The sequence below is a fragment of the Flavobacterium sp. IMCC34518 genome (genome assembly GCF_027111095.2).
Classification (GTDB): domain Bacteria; phylum Bacteroidota; class Bacteroidia; order Flavobacteriales; family Flavobacteriaceae; genus Flavobacterium; species Flavobacterium praedii.
Window position 1 is genome coordinate 3,222,628 of record NZ_CP114284.2, and the last position, 26,655, is coordinate 3,249,282.

The following is a 26,655-nucleotide window of genomic DNA, read 5'->3' on the forward strand; positions in this document are numbered from 1 at the left end:
TGGTTTAGGTCGCAAATTAAATAAAAATTATTAATATTTATTTTTTTTCAAGGAATAAATATCAAAAATATAATTACATAATTGACAATCAACGAAATCGATTTCTTAAATATTTTGTATTTGAATGAATTCTACTAAAATAAATCGGAATAATAAGGTGTTCAGGTTATTACGATTTGTTTATTACTCGATATATTCTTTGAATCTTTCTCCCGAAATATATATTTTCTTTTTATCGTAGTGAATGGAAAATGAAGTTAATTCCCACTCATTTTGATCATTTGATTTTGAATTGTTTTGATCACTTTTTCTATACCAAAAGGAATATGAAGCACTGTTAAAGCCTTCTTTGAAAATTGGAATTCCCGATTCGGAACATTCAATTCCCCAAAGGATGTTTTCTTTTATGAGGTCTTCATTTTGAATGAATCCTGTACCGTCTTCGTTGAGTAGTGTTGTAGGTTCAATTTGATTTACATAAGTATAAAGGCCAGTTATTGGATAACCGATTACTGTGGCAATGTAATGATCTTTGTTGCTGTTTTTAATTTTGGTAACTTTAATTTGAGCATAAGAGTTTGTTGCACTTATCACAAGTGCAGCAGCCAATAAGTAAAAATTTTTCATGAATGTAGGTTAATTTTAAAAGTTTAAAGAGCAAAGGGCATTACTTTTTAAACCAAAGTTAGGATTGAATTATTTCGAAATATATAATAATTTAATTTTATCTTCCTCTGCTTCAAAGAGGGTTGGGCTGAGGATCATACCATTAATACTATTATAAAGTACAAATTGGTGTTTGAATTGGCTAAGATACAAACTGAATTGTAGATAAAAAAAACTCATTCGGTTATTCGAATGAGTTTTTTAAAAAAAGTTATAATCAAAAAAAAGTTATATTTTTTCTAACCAGTTTTTTGCATTCACAAAGGCTTCATGCCAAGGAGAAACTTCGTCGTTTCTGTCTTTTGGATAATGTGCCCAGTTCCATTGAAAGGTAGAACGCTCAATATGTGGCATCATTACCAAATGTCTTCCGGTTGCATCGCACATCATTGCAGTGTTATAATCAGATCCGTTTGGATTTGCTGGATAGCCTTCGTAACCATATTTGGAAACAATATTGTAGTTTTCTTCCGGTTCAGGTAAATTAAATTTTCCTTCACCATGCGAAACCCAAACTCCAAGTGTGCTTCCAGCCAATGTAGATAACATTACGGATTTGTTTTCTTGTATCGTTACTGACGTGAAAATACTTTCATGTTTATGACTTTCATTATGAAGCATTTTTCCGTGAACTTTATGTTCTGGATTGATTACTTCCAATTCCATAAACAATTGACAACCGTTACAGATTCCAACTGATAAAGTATCTTCTCTTTTGAAAAAGTTTTTCAATGCTGTATTTGCTTTTTCATTGTATTTGAATGCTCCGGCCCAACCTTTGGCAGAACCCAAAACATCCGAATTCGAGAATCCACCAACAGCTCCAATAAACTGAATGTCTTCCAGATTTTCACGTCCCGAAATCAAATCGGTCATGTGAACGTCTTTCACGTCAAAACCTGCTAAGTACATCGCATTGGCCATTTCACGTTCAGAATTACTTCCTTTCTCGCGAATGATTGCCGCTTTCGGTCTTGGTTTTGAATTATCTATTACTGGTGCTTTACCCGTAAAGTGTGCAGGGAAAGTATAGTTTAATGCTTGATTTTTGTAATTATCGAATCGCGCTTGGGCAGTTCCGTTTTTGGCTTGTTTTTGGTCTAATAAGAAAGAAGTTTTAAACCAGATATCTCTGTATTTGGCAATGTCTAATTTACAAGGGCCAAAGTCTAAAGTAGCTTCGGTTGTTGCTGTTCCTAATTTGTAGAAAGAAACGCCATTTGCTTTTAATTTAGCTTCAACAGTTTCGTCTGATTTGGCTTGGAAAACTACTGCAATGTTTTCGGCAAAAAGATATTTGATAATGTCTTTTTCTTCAAATAAAGAGAAATCAATTTTAGCTCCCAAATTCACATCTGCAAAACACATTTCTAATAAAGTAGTAATCAAACCACCACTTCCGATATCGTGTCCTGCCAAGATTTGATTGTTTAAAATCAATTCTTGTAACGTATTGAATGCATTTTTCAAAAAAGCAGCGTCTTTAATTGTTGGTGCTTCGTTTCCGATAGCGTTCATGGTTTGTGCCAAAGAAGAACCTCCTAGTTTAAAGTCGTCTTGGGATAAATTGATATAATAAATTGAACCACCGTCTTTTTGTAAAACGGGCTCCACTACTTTTCTGATATCGATACAATTTCCACCAGCAGAAATAATTACCGTTCCCGGTGCAATAACTTCGTCGTTTGGATATTTTTGTTTCATCGAAAGCGAATCTTTTCCAGTAGGAATGTTGATTCCTAATTCGATTGCAAAATCCGAACACGCTTCAACGGCTGCGTATAAGCGAGCATCTTCTCCTGCATTTTTACATGCCCACATCCAGTTGGCCGAAAGTGAAATCCCTTTCATTCCGTCTTTTATAGGAGCCCAAACAATATTAGACAAGGATTCGGCAATGGCAGTTCTTGTTCCAGCAACTGGGTCAATTAAGGAAGCAATAGGAGAGTGTCCAATTGAGGTTGCAATTCCTTCTTTTCCTAAATAATCTAAAGCTACAACACCACAATTGTTTAATGGCAATTGCAAAGGACCAGCACATTGTTGTTTGGCTACTTTTCCACCCACACAACGGTCTACTTTGTTTGTTAACCAGTCTTTACAAGCAACGGCTTCTAGTTGTAAAACTTGCTCTAAATAGGTGTCAATATTGTTTTTATCATACGTTAAACCACCATAGTTGTAATCGATAGTGGTATCGGTCATAACTGTTTTTGGAGAACTTCCGAAGAAATCTTCCAAAGCATAATCCATTGGTTTCAAACCTGTAGTTTTTGACTCGAAAGTAAAACGGTGGTCACCAGTTACGTCACCCACTTGATACATTGGCGAGCGTTCTCTATCTGCAATTCGTTGTAAAATGTCGATGTCTTTTTGACCAATAACTAATCCCATTCTTTCTTGAGACTCGTTACCAATGATTTCTTTTGCCGAAAGGGTAGGGTCACCAACAGGTAACTTGTCCAAATCAATTAATCCTCCAGTTTCTTCAACCAATTCCGAAAGACAGTTTAAGTGTCCTCCAGCTCCGTGATCGTGAATAGAAACAATTGGATTATTATCGCTTTCTACCAAACCACGAATGGCGTTGGCAGCACGTTTTTGCATTTCCGGGTTGGAACGTTGTACAGCATTCAATTCGATTCCAGAACCAAAAGCTCCAGTATCAGCTGAGGAAACTGCTGCTCCACCCATTCCGATTCTATAATTTTCTCCACCAAGAATAACAATTTTGTCTCCTTCTTGTGGTTTCTTTTTTATGGCTTGATCTAATTTTCCGTAACCAATTCCACCTGCTTGCATGATTACTTTGTCGTAACCAATTTTGCGGTTGTTTTCTTCGTGTTCGAAAGTCAAAACCGAACCGGTAATAAGCGGTTGCCCAAATTTATTTCCAAAATCAGATGCTCCATTCGAAGCTTTTATCAAGATGTCCATTGGAGTTTGATACAACCATTTTCTTTCGGCTACAGCATCTTCCCAAGGACGATTTTCTTCTAAACGAGAATAGGAAGTCATGTAAACAGCAGTTCCTGCCATTGGTAATGAACCTTGTCCACCTGCTAAACGGTCACGAATTTCTCCTCCCGATCCAGTTGCAGCTCCGTTGAAAGGCTCCACTGTTGTTGGGAAATTATGTGTTTCAGCTTTTAAAGATATAACCGAATCAAATTCTTTTATTTCATAAAAGTCAGGTTTGTCGGCAGTTTTTGGAGCAAATTGTTGTACTCTTGGTCCTTTTACAAAAGCCACGTTGTCTTTGTAAGCCGAAACGATATCGTTAGGGTTTTCCTGAGATGTTTTTTTGATTAATTTAAAAAGAGAGGTTTCTTTTTCTACACCATCAATTACAAAAGTTCCGTTGAAAATTTTGTGACGACAGTGTTCTGAATTGGCTTGTGAAAAGGCGAAAATCTCTGAATCCGTTAATTTTCTACCCAGTTTTGTGGCTAAATTATCTAAATATTCCACTTCTTCAGCACTCAACGATAACCCTTCGGATTGGTTATAAGCAGCAATGTCATCAATATCTAAAATCGCTTCGGGTTGAATGTGTATGGCAAAAATATCTTGATTCAGCTCGGTATATTTTTGCGAAAGCATTGGATCGAAATCATTGAAATCGGCAGTAGCTTTATGGAATTCTTCAATACGAATGATTCCAGAAATCCCCATATTTTGAGTGATTTCTACTGCATTGGTACTCCAAGGTGTTATCATAGTGGCACGAGGTCCAACAAAAAAATCCGACAAGACGGATTTTTCTATTTTATTGGAGTCGGCAAAAAGCCAGTTGAGTTTTGAAATGTCTTGAGCCGAAATTTCGTTTTGCGTGTGTACTGCAAAAACAGTTTTGCTTTGGTTTTCAAAGAAATGGATCATTGTTGTGTAGTTTGTTGTATTGAAAGGTGCAAATTTAGTTAATTAAGATTAAAAAAGGAATAAAAAAAAAGCGACAATTGTGTCGCTTTTTTTTAAGATGCTAAATTTATAATTAGTTGATTATTATCTTTTTATTGGTTGTTTTAGAATCGTCGGTAATTTTAACGAGATAAATTCCTTTTGGAAGATTGCTTATTTGTACTGAAGATTGCTTTATATTTTCTTTACTATAAACAGTTTGACCTAACATTGAAAATATTTCGATAGTATAAGTTTTGTTAGAATTGGTATAGGAAACGGTGAATTCACCATTTGATGGATTTGGGTATAAAGCAATTCCATCGGCTTCCGTAACAATTTCCTCTTTTGTTACTTTGGTGCTTATTTTGCTGCCAAGATTAGTGCAAGTATCTGTGGTAAATGAATCCCATTGGGTAGATAAATTAAATGTAGTGCTCGGTGAAGTAACAGTTGATTTTCTTCTCAAAGTAACATCGGCTGCAAAGTTTGCGGTTCCACCATTGAAAGTTCCAATAACGTCAATAAGCACTCCATTTTTGAATAAACCTACTGCATCGTTTCCATTAAAAGTTAATTCGGTTGCTGCTGTAGAAATATTGGCTAAACTTATTGAATAACAACTTGAGGCTATTGAACTATTTACAATGATAAATTTACTTCCACTGTTTAATGTGCCAGATAAAGCTAAACCTGTACTCCAAGCTCCAGCTCCATTGGTTTGTTTTTTGATTGTGTAAACTGATAAGTTAACTGCAGCACCAGTCATATTGGCTATTTCTAAAGCTTTATTGTTAGACGAACCTTCAATATATTCAGAGAAAAGTAATTCTGCTGCTGTTCCTCCGCTGCTGTTTGTTGTAGCAGATACGGTATTGCTAGATGCAGATGCATTACCTGCTGCATCTTTTGCATTTACATAAAAAGAATATGCTGTTGAGGCTGTTAGTCCTGAAATGGTTGCAGTTGATGTGGCAACAGTCGTTTTCAAAACAGAATTCATATAAACATCATAACTGGCTACTCCAACATTATCTGTAGAAGCAGTCCAACTTAATGAAACCGAAGTTGCTGTTTTGGTAGTGACTGCTAAACTTGATGGTGTTGTTGGCGCTTGTGTGTCTGAAACTGGAGTAGTTCCTCCCCAAATAGCTTGAACGTATTCTGGGTGATCGATATAAGGGTTTCTGTTGTTTTGTTTGGTGTAAATGGCATTGTTTCTTGCAATTTCTCTTGCACTCACGGGGTCTTGTGTATTCCAAGTTAAAAGTAAATTTAGAAATGCAGTTGTGAATACCTGATTAGAAGTTCCGTTAAACATGGCATAAGAATAGCCAGAAACCGTATTTTCATAACGTGTTGCAAAATAGAAATACATTCTCGCAATATCACCTTTGAATTCATTTATCGGTTCAAAAACAGTGCCTGTATATCCAGAAACCGAGCTTGAACCTAGTTTACTTCCGTTTAAAGATGTCCAAGTTGCAGTTCCTACTGTACCATGTGGATAATTGGAACGTTGTCCGTTTACTTTCCCATCTGTAGGTGTAATAAAATGGGCATCAGAAACCATTGGCGTAGCCGAATTAAATACCGATTGTGGAATTATATGTTCTCTGTTATAGCAATCTCCTTCTGTAGAATAGGTTCCGCATCTTTGAGTAGATCCCGAAGTGTAATTGTACGGATCTGTTGCAGATGGTTTCTCGGAGTACATATCTAAAATTGTTCCGTCATTTTCATAAAAATTATCAATATCAGAACTTTGATAAGTAGTATATAAACCTGCATAACCATTATCAGTATGCCCTTTAATGATATTGTAAAGTTGGGTTTTTAGAGTATAGCCTGTACCAGTTGCCGTTGTGTAATAACCACTTGGAATCTGCGCAATTCCTATAGCAAAGGACAATAAAAATAATAAAGAGTAAATTTTTTTCATAATTTAAAAAATTAGGTTATTAGTGTTGTGGTAATAAATATAAGCCTGATTGTCAGGTTAGTATTTGTTTTTTAAAAACAAAAATATAATTTTTTGTATTATAAAAGGTTAAGAAAAGGTAATAAAATTATGTTTTTTCTGATTTTTTTAAATAAGATTATTAAGGGTTTATTGTCAATGAATCTTTTTTAACTATTTTGATTTAGGAAAGGGTTTGCTTTGATATGCTCCTAAATCTGGTGGTAGAACCCTTGTAATTCCAATAATATCTAGTGGAACTAAATACGTCGAATTCCCTTTTGCGAAAGCGGAAGAAGTATTGTCTATGTTAAAATTATTAATATTTGAATTAAAGAATTTTGGGTCTTTATTGAGGATTATTGCATTGTAATGAATCGGATCTGTATCGAATTGATAATCTGCGTCTTTTGTGTATTTATTGTTGGTATTGTTGAATTTAATCAAGCAATTGTTGAATTGATATTCAAAAGCAGCTCCTGTTTTTTTATCCAAAAGAAGTTCGTTAGAAAAAGAGCCATAAATAATGCAATTGTTGAAAGTTGCTTGATTAAGGTCTTTTGTCTCGGGAGTTGCTCCAGTATTATAATTGCTAATGTATAATGCAACTTGTTCTGGACTAGACCAGTCGTTGTTGAAAGTGCTGTGGGTAAATTTGTAATTCCCTCCATAAGTACAAGCCAAACTTGCTTGCCCAGTATAATTAATGACGATATTTTCGGCTTCAATTAAAGCATTTTTTGCTTGAATTCCATAATGTGTGCAATTGTAAATTTGTGTATTTTTTATAGAAGTAGTGCTGCCATTATTACCGTCGATTAATAATCCAACTGTTGCATTTTTTAGTGTAAGATTTTGGATTTTGTTATTGGTGCTTCCATTTTGTAACCAAATTGTTCCCCACTGGCCTGGTATATAAGCAAAATCAGGTTGCTGACGATCATTGCTAAAAATGACTTCATTTTCCAGTTTATCTGTAGTTGAATTGGTTCCGTTGATCTCAATTGAAGCATTTTTAGGTACAATTAGCCCAGAATCGGCATGAAAATAAACTCTTGCACCGGGTTCAAAAGTTACTGTTTCTCCCTCTGGTACTGCAGCATAACCATAAATAACATAGGCTTTTTTATTGGTAAAAAGGAGTTCATTGCCATGAATGGGATCGTTTTTGTCCAGATAAAAACCGTTTATTTTTTCATTTCCATTCGGTAGCGTTTCTGTCGTACCATCTGAATTACGGTTGGGGTATAATAAAATAGCATCTTGAACTAAAGTTACTAATTCTACCTTTTGAAGATTAGTGCCTCCATCAAATTCGATTTGATCTGTGTATAAAAACTCAGAAGGGGTAGTGTTGTCACTCTCTACAGTGGTTTCTATAAAAATATACAAACTGTCTTTGGCTAACAACGTAACATTTTCAAATATTTTGCCTTGATTACCTTGTGCGCCATCAACACTCATCCGATACTTTGAGTTTAATCCTTTACCGAATTTAATAAGGGGAATATTGATGTCATTTTTGGAATGGTTATAAACTTTGAGGGTAAAGGTGCTTGAACTCAAATTAGTAAAAACGGTGTCTAAATAAACAGTATCTTTAGAAAAAGTCAAATCACCAGAACTTGGAATGGTTTCAAAATCAGAGCGACAAGAGCAGAAAGAGAATAGGATTCCAATTAAAAAAAGCAAGGTGATGTGGCGCATAATTTTTATTTTTTGTAAAAATAGCAATAAAATAGATTTTTAGTTTCTTTAGCATTCCATTTATTTCTTTTTTGAATTATCAAATTAGCGTAATTTTACATTCTTTAAATTCAAGATATGGTAATAGACAAAGATAAAATGCTCGAATATTGCAATGCCTTTTCCAAGAACACTATGATGGAAACGCTTAAAATCGAGTTTATAGATGCAGGAGAGGGATTTCTTGTTGCCAAGATGCCTGTTGATTCGGCTGTTCATCAACCTATGGGATTATTGCATGGAGGCGCTTCAGTGGCGCTGGCAGAAAGTGTGGGAAGTGCTGCATCCCATTTTTTTATTAATGATAAAAATCAAGAAGTGCGTGGTATTGAGATTTCGGCTAACCATTTGAAGAGTATTCGTGAAGGTGTTGTTTTTGGGACAGCGCGTATCATTCATAAAGGTAGAAGTTTGCATCTTTGGGAAATTAAAATCACAGATGAAGCGGGAAATTTAATTTCACTTTGCAAATTGACGAATATGGTTTTGACACGAGAGACTAAGTAATTATGAATGATTTTTTTGAAAAAGTAATTCTACAACTAGAGCAAAAACTTCCATTTGCTATGTATTGCAAACCCAATTCAGATACTGTAATTGGTATGTTTCAGCAAAATGATGTTTTAAGTGAAATTATCGATTTTACGGAGAAAGGTTTTGTTTTTGCTCCTTTTGATGGAAATGAAAAATATATAATCCTAGAAGAAAATTCTGTTATAGAATATTTTATTATTGATAAAAAGGAGTTTTCGGAAATTGAAATGAAGTTTGTTACTCCAGATAAAATTGTAAAAGAAGATTTTGAAGCATTAGTAAACAAAGGAATTGAAGAAATACAGAATGATGTTTTTCAAAAAGTTGTTTTGTCCCGAAAAGAAAGTATTGACATATTTGATTTTGATTTGGTTTCAACTTTTGAAAAATTAGTTCAATTGTATCCAGCGACTTTTGTTTATTGTTTTTTTCATCCTAAAGTAGGATTGTGGATGGGCGCTACACCAGAGCAATTGATCAAAGTAAAAGGTGCTTTTTTTGAAACTATGGCTTTGGCAGGCACGCAAAAAAGTATTGGTAATGAAGAAGTAGTTTGGCAAAATAAAGAAAAACAAGAGCAACAATTTGTAACAGATTTTATTGTTTCTGAATTGAGAAAGGTTTCAAAATCAATTCAGATTTCAAATCCATATAGTTTAAAAGCAGGGAGCATTTGGCATATAAAAACGGATATTTCGGGAGCATTAAATTCTGTCCGAAATTTGAAAGAAGTGATTGCTTTATTACATCCAACTCCCGCCGTTTGTGGTTTGCCGAAAGCTGAGTCGAAAAAATTCATTTTGGATAATGAACCTTACGATCGGAGGTTTTATACTGGTTTTTTAGGGGAAATGAATAGTAGTTCATCAAAAGATGAAAACAGTTCTGATTTATTTGTGAATTTGCGTTGTATGGAAATTGAGACTAATTTGGTAAACAGCATAACAAAGGTCAATTTATTTATGGGTTGCGGTATTACCAAAGATAGTATTCCCGAAAAAGAATGGGAGGAAAGTCTAAACAAGTCAATGACAATGAAGAGGGGGCTTTAGAATGCGGAATTTAGAATTTAGAAAAATATTATAGAGAATTGATTTTAAATTTTCTCTTTTTAACATTAAAATAAAACAGATGAAATTAGATATACTAGCTTTTGGTGCACATCCCGATGATGTAGAATTGGGATGCGCTGGTACGATCCTAAAAGAAGTTTCTTTGGGAAGAACAGTTGGAATTGTTGATTTGACCCGAGGCGAGCTTGGAACGCGTGGAACTGCTGAAATTCGAGATCAAGAAGCAAATGCCGCAGCCAAAATTTTAGGAGTTTCTGTTCGAGAGAATTTGAATATGCGAGATGGGTTTTTTGTTAATGACGAAAAACACCAATTAGAAATTATAAAAATGATTCGAAAATACCAACCCGACATTGTGTTATGCAATGCAATTGATGATAGACACATTGATCATGCAAAAGGGAGTAAATTGGTTTCGGATGCTTGTTTTTTATCTGGTTTATTGAAAATTGAAACTGTTTTTGATGGCGAGATGCAGAAAGCGTGGCGACCGAAAGTGGTATACCATTATATGCAATGGAAGAATATTGAACCTGATTTTGTTGTAGATATAAGTGGTTTTACGGATAAAAAAATGGATTCAATTTTAGCTTATCGCTCCCAGTTTTATGATCCAAACTCAAATGAGCCAGAGTCACCCATATCGAGTAAAAACTTTATGGAAAGCTTGAATTATCGTTCTAGGGATTTAGGAAGGTTAACTGGAGTAGAACATGCCGAAGGTTTTACTGTTGAAAGGTATTTGGTAGTCAATAGTTTAGGAGATTTAATGTAAATTTGTTGAATTTTTTTTGATTTTTTGTTTGTAGAAGTAAACATTTGTTCTATATTTGCAACCGCTAAGCGCAAATGGTGGTTGTAGCTCAGCTGGTTAGAGCATCGGTTTGTGGTACCGAGGGTCGCCGGTTCGAACCCGGTCATCCACCCAAAAGTCAAAAGCCTTGAAGAAATTCAAGGCTTTTTTTGTTACGTTAACTTTTATTCTTTTGTTTTATTGGTTCTGATCCTTTTTTTTAAAGGATATTGTGAATTTTGCGCCCTCATTAATTTGGCTCTCCACTTCAATTTTACCTCCCAAACTAGTAATATGGTTGTTTATTAAATAAAGACCGATTCCTTTGCTATCAATATGGTTGTTGAATTTTTGATGCAAACCAAATACTTTGTCTTTTACAAGCTCCATGTCAAAGCCTATCCCTTCGTCTGAAAAATACAATTGATCTGTATCATTATATCTTTTAGAATAAACAGAAATAGTGGGAGAACAACCCGGTTTGGCATATTTAATGGAATTTGTTATTAAGTTTAGAAATATACTTTCTAAGTAGGCTTTATTAAAATAGACTTTTTCTAATTCACTAAAGTTTATAGAAATGGAGACTTTTGAAATTTTTATTAAAGAACTAATTGACTTTATGACTAAATTTAGAGATTCACCTAGGTCTAATTCTTCAATTTGTATAGTCATGTTGTCTTCTTGAATTAAAAGATCAACATAATCATTTAAAGTAAGTTTTAAATTTTCGCTGGTTGATTTCAGCATTTCTATAAATTGTAGTGTTTCCTGATCTTCAATTTTTGAAAGATCTAGTATGTCAAAAATTGACAGAAGATTGTTTACAGGTGATCTTAAGTCGTGTGAGCTAGTATAGCTTAATTTTTTTAAATCTTTGTTAATTTTTGTTATGTTTGAAAGTAGCAAGTTTCTTTCCTCTTCCAGTTTTTTGTTGTGAGTTATATTTTTGGCAATTGCATAAACTAATTTTTCTTCTGCGATTGGCATGGATGACCATGAGAGCCATACAATTTCACCACTCTTTGTTACATATCGATTTTCGAAATTCAAAAGCGGTTTATTGTTTAGAAGTTCATTTCGAACTATAGTGGTATAATGTCTGTCATCAATATAGACAAATTCATTAATTGGTTTAGAAAATAATTCTTCATTGGTATACCCTAATAATTTAGAAACAGCTGGATTTATTTTTACAAAATAACCATCAAAGCCAGCAATGCATAACAAATCAGCAGAAAGTTCGAAAAAATGTTCGAAAATATAGTTGTTGTTAGGATTTAAATTTGAATTGAACTTTTCTGTTATCATTTGATTTAAGAATTTTCTAAATTTTCGGTTCCAATTAAGTGAATTAAAAAGATGCTGCCTAGTATTTAATGAAACTAAAAACTATTATGGATATTGTTTAATAGAATTTTGATGATAGACTATTTTTTTTAAAGACTATTATCTGTAATTATGGCTGTAATGTAATGAAAAAAGAGCTTTGAATTGCTTCAAAACTCTTTTTTTAATTAATTGTAAGTAGAGAATCACCCCCAATTCAACTATTGAATCGGTTTGTCGACTACGATTCTGTCTGGTCTATTGGCTAAATCCCAAGCAATTGTAAAAGCAAGTTGTGCTCTTTTTGCCAAAGCATCATATTCAATTTTGTTTGGTTCGTCTGATTTTTGATGGTAATCAGCATGTACACCGTTAAAAAGGAATACAGCAGGAATACCATTTTTTGCAAAATTATAATGATCTGAACGCTCATAGAAATGATTTGGATCTTTCGGGTCATTGAATTTGAAATCTAAATCAAGTTTTGTGTATTTTTCGTTTTGTGCAACAGTAATGTTGTGTAAATCGGTTGACAGTCTATCGGCACCAATTACATAAACATAATTATTGGTATTGGTATGTTCTACATCGCGACGACCAATCATATCGATATTGATATCGGCAACAGTATTTGAAATTGGAAACAAAGGGTTTTCTGAGTAAAAACGAGAACCATGTAAACCGTGCTCTTCGCCAGTGACATGCAAGAATAATAGAGAACGTTTAGGACCATGACCTTCTTTTTTAGCTTTTTGAAAAGCTTCTGCAATCTGTAGGATTGCAACAGTACCTGAACCGTCATCATCGGCACCATTGTAAACATCACCATTTTTCACGCCTACATGGTCGTAATGAGCAGAAATGACTATTACTTCGTCTGGTTTTTCGGATCCTTTAATATAGGTCCAGATGTTTTCAGAATCGGGTAAGTTTTCGTTTCGCTTAGCATTTAAGTAGGCAGCAGGAATTGGTTGATAATAGTTTTTAGCACCTTTTGGAAAAGATATTTGACTTTTTTTGTATTGTTCAATTAGATATTTTCCAGCTTTTTTTTGGCCTTTGGATCCTGTATCTCGGCCTTCCATTTCATCAGAAGCAATTATGTAGAGTCTTGTCTTTAGTTTCTCTGCAGTAATAGTATTCATGTATTGGATTGTGGGGTCAATGTTAGCTTCTTTTTTTTGAGCAAAACAGGAAAATGTTGAGATAAACGCAATTATAGCAAGTGCTTTTTTCATTTAGAATTGGAGGAGTTAAATTTGTTATTTTATTTTTTTAATACTTCGTTTAAAAATAATTTGAAATGTTCAAAAGATCGTTTTGCAGCTTTTTCATTATAAGCAGCTCCTTTTGAATTGTCATTTCCAGATTCTGGATTGGTAAAAGAATGAACAGCATTGGCGTAATAAATCATTTGCCAATCGGCTTTTGTGTCTCGCATTTCTTTTTGAAAAGCTAAAATCTCTTCAGTAGATTCATAAGGATCATCGGCTCCGTGGCATACCAAAACTTTTGCGGTAATTGGTTCAGTGGCACGAAATTCGTCTTTGGTTAAACCTCCATGAAAAGATACAACACCTTTTACATTAAGATGGCCGCGAGCTGCCTCAAGTGCTCCAGTTCCTCCGAAACAATATCCAATGACTACAATATTTTCTGGATTGGCTCCAGCAAGTATTAATTGGTTTAAAGCTAATGAGATTCTTTTTTGATAAGCTTCATAGTTTTTTTTGTAAAATCCTGCATTATTTCCAGCCTCATTGTTGTCTTTTGGATAATTTCCTTCTCCATAAATATCAGCAATAAAGGCATAATAGCCCATTTTTGAAAGTTTATCAGCAGTGTCTTTAGAGAGTTTATCAATTCCTTTCCATGCTGGTAAAATTAAAATCCCTGGTTTTTCTGTGCTTTTTTTTGTCGGGGCGATTTTAAAACCATTTAGAATTTGTTTATCATCTTTGTATTGTACGGGTTTTAATTGTGCAAAAGTCTGATTTGTAATTGATAATAAGAAGAATAGTAAAAATTTTAAATTTTTCATGGCTTTAGTTTTTACAAATATCAGAATAATAATGATATAAAAAAACCTTGAAAGTTACTTCTTTCAAGGTTCTATGAGATTGATTAATTTTGAAATTATTCACCAGGGTGATAAGTACGTTCAGCATTTTTTTGAACGTCTTCTTTGTAAAATAATACATCTTTGAATTGTCCTTTTTGATACAGTATTGCTTGATCCATAAAATGTTTCGATTTTGGATCGCCACTATTGCCTCCCGCCAAAAGTGATTTTGCTTTTACCTTTGTTCCAAATTCTACTGCACAAACAAAGCTATTTCCATTATAACCATACCGTTTTTTGGTACTGTTTTGATACGCACTTTTGTATGCAGGCAAACTGCCCCACAGCGCAGATCCGTTGCCAATTGGTAAGCTTTCAAGGTTGTCATTGTATGTTAAATCTATGTCGCCAGAGGAGCGCTGAAATCTGTTGAGTTCGCCCCAAGGAATTTGCCAAGTACCAAATTTTGTTTTTAACTCATTTACGACAGTTTGCAATTGCGGAATTAGTTGGTCAGCTGTTGCAGTTTTGGCAAATTGAATGGTATTTTCAACTTGGTCCATTTCACCTTCATCGATATAGACTTTTTGAATGATCGGATTAAGTTTGTACGCCCACTCATTGGCCAAAGTTGTAGCAACAGAGTTTTCATTGGCATAATAGTTCCATTTTTTTAATAAAGTTATAGGTTCTATTAATTCAGTATAAATTGGATTTTCGGGTTGTATGTTTTTTTCAAAACTCGCAATCAAAGCAGGGACTAAAACTTCAAAAATAGAAAGTTTGGAGTCATATCCATCAGCAATTATTTTATCTAAGGTATAATTTTTTCCCGGGCTTAAAATACGGACGGCGTTTATTCCTCTAAAGTTTTCGCCATCGGGTGCCATATACGGCAAGTAATTTTCTTCTTTTGGACTATTTGTTCCCGCAACGCTATAGGGTGTCGAATTGCAATTTTGCAGCCAACCATTTGGTGGATTAAAAAGGTGTACTGTTTCAGATGGATTGTGAAAACCTTTCCATTGTGTTGCTGAAGTAGTTCCGTCCATTACTTTTGCCCAATTTAAGTTTTTGTCCCGAATCGGAATAAAATTTCCGTGCCAGTATCCGATATTTCCTTTATTGTCGGCATAAACCGTATTGTTTGAAGCATTGGCTTTCAATTCCATTGCTTTTTTATAGTCATCAAAGTTTTTGGATTTTGTACGAACCCAACTTTGTTCTAAGCTTTTCATGGAACGGTTATTGGACTTGAGACTAATCCATTTCCCATCTCTTTTGGCCATTATTGGACCATTATTGGTAAAAAAAGTAGTAAATGTTTTTGGAATTAATTTGCCATTTTCTAGATAACTAATGGTGATTTTCTTTTCTATAACTGGATATAATTTGGTGTCATATTGATAAAAAAGTTTTTTGTTTTTTGTTACTATTTTTTCGGCGTACATATCGGCAACATCAACATTGGATGAAGTATGCATCCAACCACAATTTTCATTAAATCCTTGATAGATAAAAAATTGACCCCAAGTTACGGCACCATAAGCATTCAAACCTTCTTCGCTATTGATTTGTATTTCGGGTCTAAAATAAAAAGTAGTGTGTGGATTAATATACAGAATAGCATTTCCACTGGCTGTTTTTGAAGGAGCGATAGCAAAACCGTTGGAACCTGTTTGCATGTCTTTTACTTTTTCGATATAAGCAAATTTGTCATCACTTCCGTAAAAGGATTTTAATTCAGCGTTTGATAAATCTGCTGTACTAATAGCGCCAATGCTACCATCTGTCCAAAGTAAAGGAAACCAAGGTTCAAAATGAGTAAGCATTAATGGTTTTACTTCAGGATGTTTGTATAAGTAGTAGTTAATACCATCTGCATAACTGTTTAGTAATTTTTTTAACCAAGGAGCTGCATTCTTATAATCGGCTTTGGCCTCGTCTACATCAATTAATAAACGGGTCTCTAAGTCATTATATAAAACAGATTGTCCTTTTATTTCGGCAAGTCGACCAAGTTTGTCTATATAATTCATTTCGACTCTCTTGAAATCATCTTCGCATTGTGCATACAACATCCCAAAAACTGCATCTGAGTCTTTTTTTCCATAAATGTGAGCAATTCCCCAATTGTCTCTGATAATAGTAACTTGTTGAGCAATTTTATTCAGTCTATTTATTTCTTTACTATCCAGTTTTTGAGCCAAACCAATTGTTGAAAAACAAATAAATAGAATTCCAACTTTTATATTTCTTCTAAAGATTTGCATATTACTTGATTTTAAATTTTTGACCTTCATAAAAAACACCCATTTCAAGACTTTTTATTCCTATCGTATTATTTCTTGGTCCTTTTGTAATTTCTTTTGGATTTTGTACCACAATAACTTCGCTTTCACCCGCAATTTCAATTTCTTTATTGCGTACAATTATTGCGGTGCTTTCATCAATACCAATTCCGATGTGAGTTGGGAATTCAATTAAACCGGAAAGGAGTCTATTGTAGCGGCTTCTTTTAAGGAAATGTTGGTCTATAATTACGTTTTTAATCAATCCTAAACCTTCGGCAGTTTCTAGATTGTTATATCGAATGTTGTCAAAAGTTTCGGTATATTTGGTTTCTAATTTTTGATTTCCTGTAATCATGTGTTCGCACATAACCGCAGCTCCAGCACTTGTTCCAGCAATGCTGGCGCCATTTTGATAGGCTTGATGAATGGCTTTGAAAACGGGAGTATTAGCTACCACTCCCATAAAACGTGTTTGGTCTCCACCACTAATAAATATTATTTTTGCTTTTTGTAAGGAGTCAACTAAAACTGGATTTGTTGCCGTTTGTTTGTCGAAATTTAGCATTACAATTGGGTTGGAAGTCAATTTTTGTACTTGTTCTTTGAAATAAATATAAGCACTGTCTGGTTCTTCACTTGACATGGGCAGGACGACGATATAATCTTTTTTCTGTAAACTCGAAATGGATAAAAGTTGACTCATTAGTTTATCAGAGCGTTTTCCTCCTCCAATAATGAATAATTTCCCTTTAGGAGTTTGGGCTTGATTGTAATTACAAAACAAAAGTAGTAGTAATAGTGTGAATAATTTGAAAATAGTTGTAGTAGTAAAAAGGGTAGTTTTCATAACTGTTTTGTATTAGAAGGATTTAAAATTATTCAATAGTAAGTACACCATTTGTACTGTACATATTTTTAGTAGTTCCTCCTGAAACGGCAGTCCAATTGGTAAGGTCAAAATTTCCGTTGCCAGTAGTTGAATTTCCAACAATGGTATATACTTGAACAGCTTTTTTGTTCAAAACCCAATTTAGAGCGGTATTTGTAGTGCAGTTTTCTGGGGCACCTTCTTTTGCAATTAAAAAATAAGCGGAACCGATTCCAAAAACAGTTGCTTTACCATTTTCATCTATGCATACAGCTGTTTCTTCTTCAACACCAATTCCTTTTGGAGTTGCAATAGAAAAATCTTTCATCAAACGAGCCAAAAAAGTAAAGTGTCTGCCTTTTCTATCTGGATTGTTGTAATGAGTATCTGTAATGGTATTTTTTAAATACGGGTTGTTTACAAAATCTCTTTGTAGCGTCATGTCGACATTATAAGGATTTGTTAGTGCTTGGTCCGAAGTTACAGAACCTTTTTCGGCGGTATACAAGGCCTCGCCCATAATGGCACAACCAGCACTTGTTCCTCCGATTGGAATTTTCTTTGTCGCAATTAAATAATTTAGGGCATCTTCAACTAAAGTATTTTTCCAATAATTAATATAATTGGATTGATCTCCTCCAGCAATAAAAACCATTTCGGCTTGTTTGATTCTTTCAGCTACTTTTGGATTATTGGCCAATTCAATACTGTTGATTAATAAAGTTTCAACCGAATTTACTTGGCTTTTTCCGTCAACTTTAACCAAGTCATAAAGGTATTGATTGTAACCTGTGCCGCCAGTTGATCTTAGAATAATGACATCACCGCCTTTGCTTTTGTTGATCATCCATTTCATGGCAGCGTCAACATCTGTCGATCCACCCATTAAAACAGTACCAAAACTTGACGGTGCATTTACATTACTCGTGTCTCCTACAATACCAATTGATGATGGTAGTTTAAAAACGGGTTTTGGAGTAGGAGAGGGGCTTGGTTCATTTGAACTACTATCACAAGATAAAAGTGTAAATGTTAAGCTAAAATAAGTAATGGCAAGTGTTAATTTTCGGATTGTTTTAATGAATAAATCTGAGGACATTTTATAGTGGTTTATAAAGTTACGTTTCGCTTAAAAGCACAACCTAACTCGATTATAGAATCGGTTTTGGCAATGCCTGGTATATTATCTATTTTTTCATATAGTAATTTTCTCATGTGTTCGTGATCTTTTGCTATCAATTTAATGTATAGTGTGAAAGATCCTGTAATGTAATAACATTCGGTTACTTCGGGTATGTTTTTCAAAGCTTCAATAACTTTGTCAGAATCTTGATCTTTGTTTAAAGTGATTCCAGTAAAAGAACCCCAATCATAACCTATTTTTTTTTCGTTTAAAACGGGTTTGATTCCTACAATAATTCCTTGTTCTATTAGTCTATTGATGCGTTGATGCACCATAGTATTTGATATTTTAAGATTACTCGCAATTGCCGAAAAGGCCATTCTACCATCTTTTTCTAATTCTTTAATGATGCTGATGTCAAATTCATCTAATACGTCCATATCTGGTTTTTTAAGTTAAAATCACTTTTTTTTAGAGTTATAAAAGTAATTATTTTTTATTCATATCCTATATTAATCTGTAAAATGAATTATGAATTGGCCAAAATGACTTTATTTAAAATGAATTTAAAAAATATTTTCTTTATTTAGATTAAATTTAAGTCAAAATTAGTATTTTATTTGGTAAATAAAAAATATTTGTTACTTTTGTGTAAAGTTTTTTAATTAATTATTGAATCATGATACATACAGCACAAGAACTTTCTTCAAAATCGGAAGTTTTAATTGAAAAAGAGAATAAATATGGGGCTCATAATTACCATCCTCTACCAGTTGTTTTAGAAAAAGGAGAAGGTGTTTTTGTATGGGATGTAGATGGAAAAAAATATTATGATTTCTTATCAGCTTATTCGGCTGTAAATCAAGGACATTGCCATCCAAAAATTGTTGGTGCAATGATAAAACAAGCGCAAACATTAACCTTAACATCGCGTGCTTTTCATAATGATCAATTGGGTGTTTATGAGGAGTATATGTCAAACTATTTTGGTTTTGATAAAATATTACCAATGAATACTGGTGCTGAGGCAGTAGAAACCGCTTTGAAATTATGTAGAAAATGGGCGTATGAAGTAAAAGGAATTGCCGAAAATCAAGCGCAAATTATAGTTTGTGAAAATAATTTTCACGGTCGTACTACTACTATTATATCTTTTTCTAATGATGAAGGAGCTCGTAAAAGTTTTGGTCCTTTTACCGAAGGTTTTATAAAAATACCATACGACGATACTGAAGCATTAGAAAATGTATTAAAATCGTCAAAGAATATTGCAGGTTTTTTGGTGGAGCCAATTCAAGGCGAAGCGGGCGTTTATGTACCTACTGAAGGTTATTTGGCCAAAGCCAAAGCGCTTTGTGAAGCTCACAATGTTTTGTTTATTGCAGATGAGGTTCAAACCGGAATTGCTCGTACAGGTAGACTATTGGCAACTTGTGGTAATTGTTCTTGTGAAAAAGGATGCGAAAATAGACCTGAAGTAAAACCAGATATTTTGATTTTGGGTAAAGCAATTTCTGGTGGTGTTTATCCAGTTTCGGCAGTATTGGCCAATAATGAAATCATGAATGTCATTAAACCAGGACAGCACGGTTCTACTTTTGGAGGAAATCCTGTGGCTGCCGCTGTTGCTATTGCAGCTCTTGAAGTGGTTCGCGAAGAAAATTTATCTGAAAATGCAGAAAGATTAGGTATTATTTTAAGAAAAGGATTGAATGAAATTGCAGAAAGAAATCCATTAATCGAATTGGTTCGTGGAAAAGGATTATTGAATGCTATTGTGATCAATTGTGGAGAAGATTCAGATTTGGCTTGGGATATATGTCTTCGTTTTAGAGATTATGGATTATTGGCAAAACCAACTCATGGTAACAAAATTCGTTTTGCACCACCATTAGTAATTACAGAAACTCAAATTCAAGAGTGTTTGGCTATTATCGAAAGAGCTTTAAATGATTTTAAATAAGATTCTGAGATTCTAAGATTCTGAGATTCTAAGTTTATAAAGTCTAATGCTCTAATAGTCAAAAATAGTATCCATGCAAAAAGCTATTAAAATAATAAAAAACAGATCCGATATCGGAGCTGGAACCAGAGGCTCGGATTTAGGGATTGATGCCATTGAAATAGCAGCGATTAATAAAAATAGTGAATATTTTAATGAATATGAATTTGAAGATGTTAAAACGCATAACGAATCCATATATGACAAATACCGTAGTTCTGTAGCCAAAAGAATTGAACATGTTGTAGAACAATGTACACGTGTGAGTAATTCGGTCAAAAAAAACTTGAATACTAATTATTTTCCGATAGTTCTGTCTGGAGATCATTCTTCAGCATTAGGAACTATAAGCGGTGTAAAAGCAGCTTATCCAAATCAAACTGTTGGTGTAATATGGATAGATGCCCATGCCGATTTGCATTCGCCTTATACAACGCCATCAGGTAATATTCACGGTATGCCATTGGCGGCAGCGCTTGCAGATGATAATATAGATTGTCAAGTAAATTCTGTTGCTGTAGACACTCAGGAACATTGGAACGAAATGAAGAATATTGGTATTGAAGGCGCTAAAGTTTTGCCTGAAAACTTGATTTATTTTGGTGTTCGCGATACAGAAGAAGCAGAAGACAGACAGATTGAAAGATTGAAAATCCGTAATTACAAAGTAGATGAAATTCGTTTTAGAGGTTTAGAGATTTGTGTAGATGAAGCCTTGGCAAAATTATCACATTGTGATGTTTTATATGTTTCTTTTGATGTCGATTCTATGGATTGTGATTTAATTTCATTTGGAACAGGAACTCCCGTTTCTCGAGGGTTTGATCAATATGAGATTATTGAAATCATTAATCAAATTATTCGATCTAAAAAAGTGGTTTGTTTTGAAGTGGTTGAAGTAAATCCACTTTTGGATACCAAAGGGAATAAAATGGCAGAAACCGCATTTCAGGTTTTAGAAGCCATAACGGTAAATTTAGTTTTGCCTATTGAGTAATAAGTTAGTTTGGTTATACATATTTTGAATTTGGTTAAAAGCCTGAAAACATATTTTTGTTTTTAGGCTTTTTTTTTGCTTAAAAATTAGTGAATTTTGACGCTTAGGTTCCGTTCGGTCTAATTTGCTGTAATACTTCAGCTTTAACTAATCATAATTTAGTTTGGAGTGATTTATGGATAATGAATCATTATCATTTACTTAAGGAGCTCGCGAACTATATTCGTTTAGTTTTTCAATTCGTCCAGCGGGAGAATTCAGATTACATGAACACATAATGTGATTCCTCTTTCGTCGGAATGACAAAAGCCAATCATTAAGGACAAGGCATTGGATAATAAATAGTTATTGTACCCTTGAATATCTTTTGTTTCTCAATCAAATCTTTGGACTTTTGGTTCATCTTTGATTTTTGCTATAGAAATGAGTCAAAAAAAAACCATCCGATGAGGCGGATGGTTTAGTTTAATCAAGAATAAAAGTTATTAATATCCAGGATTTTGAGTTATTAATTTATTAGTATTGGTTTCATACAGTGGAATAGGGAAAACCAATAGATCAGAATCCCAAGGTAAAGAAGCTGAAATAGATCCTTTTGTTCTTTTGATGTCATGTATTCTAAACCCTTCCATTCCTAATTCAAGTTCGCGTTCTCTTAAAATATCAGTTAGAGTTGGATTTGCAAATGGAGTTGCTTTGGCTCTGTTTCTTAACAAATTGATGTCATTTGTGTAGGTATCACCAACAGCAGTTCCTTCTCTAAAATTAGATTCTGCACGAATTAAATACATTTCAGCTAAACGAACTAAAGGAACGTCTCCAAATTCACTTGTGTATTTAGAACTAAGTCTTCGATTATTAACTGGATTTATATATACAAAACTACCTCTTTCGTCGTTTGTCTCAAACTTATTGATGTATGCTGAATTGATTACAATATCACCCCCGCGACCTCCGTTTACTTCAGAAGCATAAGAATTTACTAATTGATTTGAACCAGATTGTTTAGTCATTTGGATAGCAAATACATCTTCTAATTGATCAGTGTCATGATTAAAAGCTTGAGAATATTTTTTCATTAATTCATTTCCACTATTTAAAATTACATCATTTGCAGCATCTCTTGCTTCGGCATAGTTTCCTTGTTGCAAATAAACTCTAGCTAAAATTGCTTGAGCAGCATATTTGTCAGCATAATAACTATTTGTATCAGGTAGGTTTGCATATGCATCTTTTAAATCAGAAATGATTAAAGCATAAACTTCTTCTACAGTACTTCTTTCTTTAGATAAATCTGCTTTATAATCATATATCGCTTTTGATCTAATAACAACCCCCAATTGATTGTTTATAGATCCTGCAATATAGGGTTTGGCAAACAATCGTACTAAGTCGAAATAAACTAATGAACGAAGGAATTTTGCTTCTGCAATCATTCTAGTTTGCAAATTTGTATCGGTTACTTTATCTATATTCTCAATTACCGTGTTAGTGCTGTTAATGATAGCATAACTATTAGTATAGATGTCTTCTACAGCAGTATTGTCTACCAATATAGATTTTGTGAATATATTTCTTAAGCTTCCAGTTGTACCTCTAAATCTCCATTCAGAAGATGATTTTCCTGTTTGAGCTAATAAATCAGAAACAATTGATATTCTTCCGCCGTAGCCACTACCTGCAGCTGCTTGAGCATATGTTCCGTTTAAAATATTAATTATACCTGCTTCGGTTTTTAATATCTCTACTGCGTCTTTTGAATTTTTAGGTTCAATTTCTAATTCATTTTCACAACTTACAAAAAATGAAGCTAGAATTATAAATAGGATTAATTTATTTGTTTTCATTTTTTTAAATTTAAAAATTAATATTTACACCTAATGCCATTGTTTTAGCAGGCGGTGCAGAGTAGAATTCTTCACCAACTCCTTGATCGTCTCTTCTTGCTTCAGGGTCGTATCCTTTGTAATCAGTAAAAGTTAATAAGTTAACCCCTGTGAAGTATAATCTTACAGAACTTAAGCCTGTTTCTTTAAGTGCTTGAGTTGGTAAAGTATATCCTAATGTAAGATTTCTTAATCGAATGAAATCAGCACTATCTAGAAAACGTGTTGATTCACCAGCTCCATTACCACCACCAAATCGGGCTTGAGGCACATTTGTGATATCTCCTGGTTTTTGCCAACGGTCCAATTGATCTAAGGTTTGATTGTCAAAATAATCTGCATTTACCGATTGATATTTTCCTGCAGAATTGTAGATACTTGCGCCCCATTCTCCTTGAAAAGTGAAAGAAAGATCGAAGTTTTTGTAATTAAGAACATTGGTTAATCCTGCCATTAATTCAGGGAATGGGTTACCTGTAACTACTCTTTGTGCTTCAGAATAATCATTTGTTGTACTTCTGTCAATAGTTCCATCTGAATTAACAGTGTTTTTGATGTATAATGCATCTCCATTTGCAGGGTCTACACCGGCATATTCTTTTAAATAGAATGTGGATACATTTTCGCCAACTCTATTTATGGTATAAGCCCCAACAACATCTTTGTTATTAGCTAGTGCTATAACTTCCGTTTTGTTTGTTGTTATATTGAAACTTGTATTCCATTTGAAATTATCGTTGTCAATATTTTTAGAATTTAATGTAAACTCAAATCCTGAACTTTGTATATCTCCAATATTTTGATTAACTGTTGATGTACCTGAACTGATTGGAATAGGTAATTGAAAAAGTAAATCATTTGTTTTTTTGTTATAATAATCAGCGTCTATATTAAATCGATTTAAAAAACCAATTTCAACTCCTAAATCAACTTGGCTTGATTTCTCCCATGTAAGGTCATCATTTCCTGCCTGAGTAAAAGAAAGTCCAGTTTTAAGATTGTATGAATTTTGTGCGTATAATTGACGAGATGCAAAATTTCCAATTTCAGCATTTCCTAATTGTCCCCAGCTACCTTTTAGTTTTAAAAAGGATACAATTTCATTGTCTTTTAGGAAATTTTCTTGTGACATAATCCATCCAGCAGAAAAAGCTGGAAATATTCCATATCTTTCATTTTTTCCAAAACGAGAAGATCCATCTCTACGAATACTTGCTTTAAACAAATATTTATTGTCAAATGAATAGTTGAATCTTCCAAAAAGGGATACAAAAGTATAGTCTGTTTCACTTCCTGCACCATTTAATATTTCTGCAGCACCATCAACTGTCTGAAAGGAATCATTTGGAAAACCTATTCCTGTTACATCTTGGTATCTACGATTGTATTTGTTAAACTCAGTACCTGCAACTATATTAATAGTGTGTTTTTCAGAAAAAGTCTTGTCAAATGTCAAATAATTACTAAAAATATAAGATTCATTATTTACTGATGAAGCGAATACTTCTCCATCTGTTGATTGAAAAGGTGCTTTACTTCCTGTCCAACTATCTTCTGTTTGGGACATTAAATCGTATGCAAAATCTGAGTTAAATTTTAACGACGGTACAATTTTTAACTCTCCAAATACTTTTCCTGTTACTCTTCTAACTAATGTTTTCCAATAAGAGTTGTCAATTGCTAACAAAAAGTTTGCATATTCTGTATTTGGATTCGCTGTTCCATCAGCTAATCGTGCAGGAGATAAAGGAGATTGAGCAACAGCTTGTAATGGAGTTACAAATGCATTGTCATCTTGAACTCGATCAATTTGAGCTCTTGAAAAGCTTAAATTCATACCTGCAGTAAAATTATTAGAGACTTGATGTGAGATATTGGTTCTTGCAGTAATTCTTTCTAATGCATTGGTTACAATAATTCCTTTGGTATTGTTGTAGGCTGCCGAAAAGAAATATTTTGTTTTTGCATCACCACCAGAAACTGAAAAATCGGCATCTGTAGTTGTTCCATTTTGAAAAGCAAGATCTTGCCAATTAGTATCAACTTCACCATTTTTCCAATCTGTTCCTTGGGCTAAATAATCAAATTCATCTGTTACATCTGTAATGTCACCAGTTCCATCTCCATCTGCACCGTTTATAGCAGCTTCACTAAATAATTCAATATATTGTGCTGCATTTAGCCATTTTCTTTTGTGTGTTGCTTGGCTTACACCTTGTGATAGATTGACAGAAAAAGTGCCTTTTCCTGTTTTTCCTTTTTTAGTGGTAATAATTACAACACCGTTTGCTCCACGTGCTCCGTAAATTGCTGCCGATGATGCATCTTTTAATACATCTATGGATTCGATTTCACTCGGGCTCAAAGTTAATAAAGGATTTGTTGGTGCTCCATTGCTGGATTCGTCTGAAGTAATCAAAGGCATACCATCCAAAACATATAACGGTTCTGATCCAGCACTTATACTAGCAGCGCCTCTAACTCTTATACTTACACCGCCCTCTACTTTACCGTTGGTTTGAGTAATTTGTACCCCAGCTAATTTACCAACCAATGCGTTTTGAACATTCGCTACAGGGACTTGTTGAATGTCTTTGGCTGTAACTCTAACAATTGCATCAGTTGATTTCTTTTTTGTAGAAGTACCATATCCTACTACAAGAACAGATTCTAATTCATTTGTAGCATTTGCCAATTTTACAGTTATTGTAGAAGCAGCAGCTACTTCAACAGTTTTCATACCAATGAAAGTTACAATAAGTTTGTCTCCTTTTTTGGCGTCTAAAGTAAATTCTCCATCAAATCCAGTTTCAACACTTGATTTGGTTCCTTTTATTAAAACGTTTGCTCCAGGAATTGGAATTCCAGCTTGGTCCGTAACCTTTCCGGTCACTTTAATTTCTTGAGCACTTGCAATTTGCACAAAAAGTACAAATAAAAGGCTAAAAAAACACTTAAAATTAATTTTCATGTTTAGATTTTTTATGATTAGTTGGGTCAAATATCATAATATATTGTTAAATAAAAAATATTATTTTATAAAAAATCTTTTTATAGCTTAATTATTATGAATAATTTATTTTAATCACTGTATAAATGTGTTATATTAACTAATTAATGATAAAAAATAATAAATTGTTATTATTTTAATATTGAAAAAAACGAATGAAAAGTTATATATGACTAAAATAAACTTGTATTTAGTTTAATTTAACTAAAAAAAACGGAAAATAAAGTTAATATTTTCATTTCATGCTGTCTTTAATTTGTAGTTTTAAAGAATATAAAATTAATTAACATTTATTTTGAGTTTAATTTTAATTATAATACAGTAAATAATAATATCTATGAATTTAGCCTTAAAAAAATATTTTAAACAATAAAATACTTATATTTGCAATAAGTAAAAATACTTAAGTAAT

General features: G+C 33.5%; 18 protein-coding genes and 1 tRNA gene. 6 read left to right on the forward strand and 13 right to left on the reverse strand.

All coding sequences use genetic code 11. From position 1 onward, the window contains the following. Positions 1-183: 183 nt before the first annotated feature. From OZP06_RS13835 to OZP06_RS13850, 4 genes are all read right to left on the reverse strand, one after another. Entirely contained in the window at positions 184-627 is a 444-nt protein-coding gene (locus OZP06_RS13835; RefSeq protein WP_269222381.1) for a hypothetical protein, read from the reverse strand. Between the two features lie 267 nt (positions 628-894). Then, on the reverse strand, positions 895-4,548 hold the full coding sequence (gene purL / locus OZP06_RS13840) for a phosphoribosylformylglycinamidine synthase (RefSeq protein ID WP_281323843.1): 3,654 nt from the start codon (positions 4,546-4,548) through the stop codon (positions 895-897). Positions 4,549-4,660: 112 nt separating this feature from the next. Further along, complete coding sequence (locus OZP06_RS13845) at positions 4,661-6,508, reverse strand: endonuclease (protein WP_269222382.1); 1,848 nt, start codon at positions 6,506-6,508, stop codon at positions 4,661-4,663. Positions 6,509-6,700: 192 nt separating this feature from the next. Beyond that, positions 6,701-8,233 carry a hypothetical protein gene (locus OZP06_RS13850; protein ID WP_269222383.1) on the reverse strand — a complete coding sequence of 511 codons (1,533 nt, stop codon included), beginning with the start codon at positions 8,231-8,233 and terminating at the stop codon, positions 6,701-6,703. Positions 8,234-8,350: 117 nt separating this feature from the next. Between OZP06_RS13850 and OZP06_RS13855 the strand changes: the two genes are divergently transcribed. The 4 genes from OZP06_RS13855 to OZP06_RS13870 all read left to right on the forward strand — a co-directional run bounded on the left by OZP06_RS13855 (position 8,351) and on the right by OZP06_RS13870 (position 10,805). Next, positions 8,351-8,779 carry a hotdog fold thioesterase gene (locus OZP06_RS13855; protein ID WP_269222384.1) on the forward strand — a complete coding sequence of 143 codons (429 nt, stop codon included), beginning with the start codon at positions 8,351-8,353 and terminating at the stop codon, positions 8,777-8,779. Between the two features lie 2 nt (positions 8,780-8,781). Beyond that, the gene (locus OZP06_RS13860; RefSeq protein ID WP_269222385.1) at positions 8,782-9,858 is read left to right on the forward strand and encodes a chorismate-binding protein; all 1,077 of its coding nucleotides are present in this window, start codon (positions 8,782-8,784) and stop codon (positions 9,856-9,858) included. 79 nt (positions 9,859-9,937) lie between these two features. Further along, positions 9,938-10,654, forward strand: a complete 717-nt coding sequence (gene bshB1, locus OZP06_RS13865; protein ID WP_269222386.1) for a bacillithiol biosynthesis deacetylase BshB1 — start codon at positions 9,938-9,940, stop codon at positions 10,652-10,654. A gap of 77 nt (positions 10,655-10,731) precedes the next feature. Next, positions 10,732-10,805 (forward strand) — tRNA-His (locus OZP06_RS13870). Between the two features lie 65 nt (positions 10,806-10,870). Here OZP06_RS13870 and OZP06_RS13875 read toward each other — a convergent pair. From OZP06_RS13875 to OZP06_RS13905, 7 genes are all read right to left on the reverse strand, one after another. Further along, positions 10,871-11,983 (reverse strand): PAS domain-containing sensor histidine kinase, encoded by a 1,113-nt coding sequence (locus tag OZP06_RS13875; RefSeq protein WP_281323844.1) that lies wholly within the window; start codon positions 11,981-11,983, stop codon positions 10,871-10,873. Positions 11,984-12,222: 239 nt separating this feature from the next. Beyond that, the gene (locus OZP06_RS13880; protein WP_281323845.1) at positions 12,223-13,239 is read right to left on the reverse strand and encodes a M28 family peptidase; all 1,017 of its coding nucleotides are present in this window, start codon (positions 13,237-13,239) and stop codon (positions 12,223-12,225) included. A 29-nt stretch (positions 13,240-13,268) separates the two neighbouring features. Further along, positions 13,269-14,042, reverse strand: a complete 774-nt coding sequence (locus OZP06_RS13885; RefSeq protein WP_281323846.1) for a dienelactone hydrolase family protein — start codon at positions 14,040-14,042, stop codon at positions 13,269-13,271. A gap of 95 nt (positions 14,043-14,137) precedes the next feature. Then, positions 14,138-16,336, reverse strand: coding sequence for a penicillin acylase family protein (locus tag OZP06_RS13890; protein ID WP_281323847.1), 2,199 nt, complete (start codon positions 16,334-16,336; stop codon positions 14,138-14,140). 1 nt (position 16,337) lies between these two features. After that, positions 16,338-17,204 carry a cyanophycinase gene (locus OZP06_RS13895; RefSeq protein WP_281240111.1) on the reverse strand — a complete coding sequence of 289 codons (867 nt, stop codon included), beginning with the start codon at positions 17,202-17,204 and terminating at the stop codon, positions 16,338-16,340. Positions 17,205-17,232: 28 nt separating this feature from the next. Then, on the reverse strand, positions 17,233-18,324 hold the full coding sequence (locus tag OZP06_RS13900; RefSeq protein WP_281323848.1) for a cyanophycinase: 1,092 nt from the start codon (positions 18,322-18,324) through the stop codon (positions 17,233-17,235). 11 nt (positions 18,325-18,335) lie between these two features. After that, entirely contained in the window at positions 18,336-18,788 is a 453-nt protein-coding gene (locus tag OZP06_RS13905; protein ID WP_281240109.1) for an Lrp/AsnC family transcriptional regulator, read from the reverse strand. Between the two features lie 239 nt (positions 18,789-19,027). Between OZP06_RS13905 and rocD the strand changes: the two genes are divergently transcribed. Both rocD and OZP06_RS13915 read left to right on the forward strand, forming a co-directional pair. Further along, positions 19,028-20,311 (forward strand): ornithine--oxo-acid transaminase, encoded by a 1,284-nt coding sequence (rocD, locus tag OZP06_RS13910; protein ID WP_281323849.1) that lies wholly within the window; start codon positions 19,028-19,030, stop codon positions 20,309-20,311. A 73-nt stretch (positions 20,312-20,384) separates the two neighbouring features. Then, positions 20,385-21,347 (forward strand): arginase, encoded by a 963-nt coding sequence (locus OZP06_RS13915; RefSeq protein WP_281323850.1) that lies wholly within the window; start codon positions 20,385-20,387, stop codon positions 21,345-21,347. A gap of 485 nt (positions 21,348-21,832) precedes the next feature. Here OZP06_RS13915 and OZP06_RS13920 read toward each other — a convergent pair whose 3' ends face one another. Further along, entirely contained in the window at positions 21,833-23,194 is a 1,362-nt protein-coding gene (locus OZP06_RS13920) for a RagB/SusD family nutrient uptake outer membrane protein (protein ID WP_269222396.1), read from the reverse strand. Between the two features lie 10 nt (positions 23,195-23,204). Further along, the gene (locus tag OZP06_RS13925) at positions 23,205-26,204 is read right to left on the reverse strand and encodes a TonB-dependent receptor (protein ID WP_269222397.1); all 3,000 of its coding nucleotides are present in this window, start codon (positions 26,202-26,204) and stop codon (positions 23,205-23,207) included. Positions 26,205-26,655: the final 451 nt, after the last annotated feature.

What these genes read in the sequence shown, in the direction of transcription:
- OZP06_RS13905 (WP_281240109.1), bottom strand. Translation starts at nt 18,788, where the DNA reads ATGGACGTATTAGATGAATTTGACATCAGCATCATTAAAGAATTAGAA.
- OZP06_RS13915 (WP_281323850.1), top strand. Translation starts at nt 20,385, where the DNA reads ATGCAAAAAGCTATTAAAATAATAAAAAACAGATCCGATATCGGAGCT.
- OZP06_RS13850 (WP_269222383.1), bottom strand. Translation starts at nt 8,233, where the DNA reads ATGCGCCACATCACCTTGCTTTTTTTAATTGGAATCCTATTCTCTTTC.
- OZP06_RS13890 (WP_281323847.1), bottom strand. Translation starts at nt 16,336, where the DNA reads ATGCAAATCTTTAGAAGAAATATAAAAGTTGGAATTCTATTTATTTGT.
- purL (WP_281323843.1), bottom strand. Translation starts at nt 4,548, where the DNA reads ATGATCCATTTCTTTGAAAACCAAAGCAAAACTGTTTTTGCAGTACAC.
- OZP06_RS13855 (WP_269222384.1), top strand. Translation starts at nt 8,351, where the DNA reads ATGGTAATAGACAAAGATAAAATGCTCGAATATTGCAATGCCTTTTCC.
- OZP06_RS13845 (WP_269222382.1), bottom strand. Translation starts at nt 6,508, where the DNA reads ATGAAAAAAATTTACTCTTTATTATTTTTATTGTCCTTTGCTATAGGA.
- OZP06_RS13885 (WP_281323846.1), bottom strand. Translation starts at nt 14,042, where the DNA reads ATGAAAAATTTAAAATTTTTACTATTCTTCTTATTATCAATTACAAAT.
- rocD (WP_281323849.1), top strand. Translation starts at nt 19,028, where the DNA reads ATGATACATACAGCACAAGAACTTTCTTCAAAATCGGAAGTTTTAATT.
- OZP06_RS13880 (WP_281323845.1), bottom strand. Translation starts at nt 13,239, where the DNA reads ATGAAAAAAGCACTTGCTATAATTGCGTTTATCTCAACATTTTCCTGT.
- OZP06_RS13900 (WP_281323848.1), bottom strand. Translation starts at nt 18,324, where the DNA reads ATGTCCTCAGATTTATTCATTAAAACAATCCGAAAATTAACACTTGCC.
- OZP06_RS13875 (WP_281323844.1), bottom strand. Translation starts at nt 11,983, where the DNA reads ATGATAACAGAAAAGTTCAATTCAAATTTAAATCCTAACAACAACTAT.
- bshB1 (WP_269222386.1), top strand. Translation starts at nt 9,938, where the DNA reads ATGAAATTAGATATACTAGCTTTTGGTGCACATCCCGATGATGTAGAA.
- OZP06_RS13920 (WP_269222396.1), bottom strand. Translation starts at nt 23,194, where the DNA reads ATGAAAACAAATAAATTAATCCTATTTATAATTCTAGCTTCATTTTTT.
- OZP06_RS13925 (WP_269222397.1), bottom strand. Translation starts at nt 26,204, where the DNA reads ATGAAAATTAATTTTAAGTGTTTTTTTAGCCTTTTATTTGTACTTTTT.
- OZP06_RS13835 (WP_269222381.1), bottom strand. Translation starts at nt 627, where the DNA reads ATGAAAAATTTTTACTTATTGGCTGCTGCACTTGTGATAAGTGCAACA.
- OZP06_RS13895 (WP_281240111.1), bottom strand. Translation starts at nt 17,204, where the DNA reads ATGAAAACTACCCTTTTTACTACTACAACTATTTTCAAATTATTCACA.
- OZP06_RS13860 (WP_269222385.1), top strand. Translation starts at nt 8,782, where the DNA reads ATGAATGATTTTTTTGAAAAAGTAATTCTACAACTAGAGCAAAAACTT.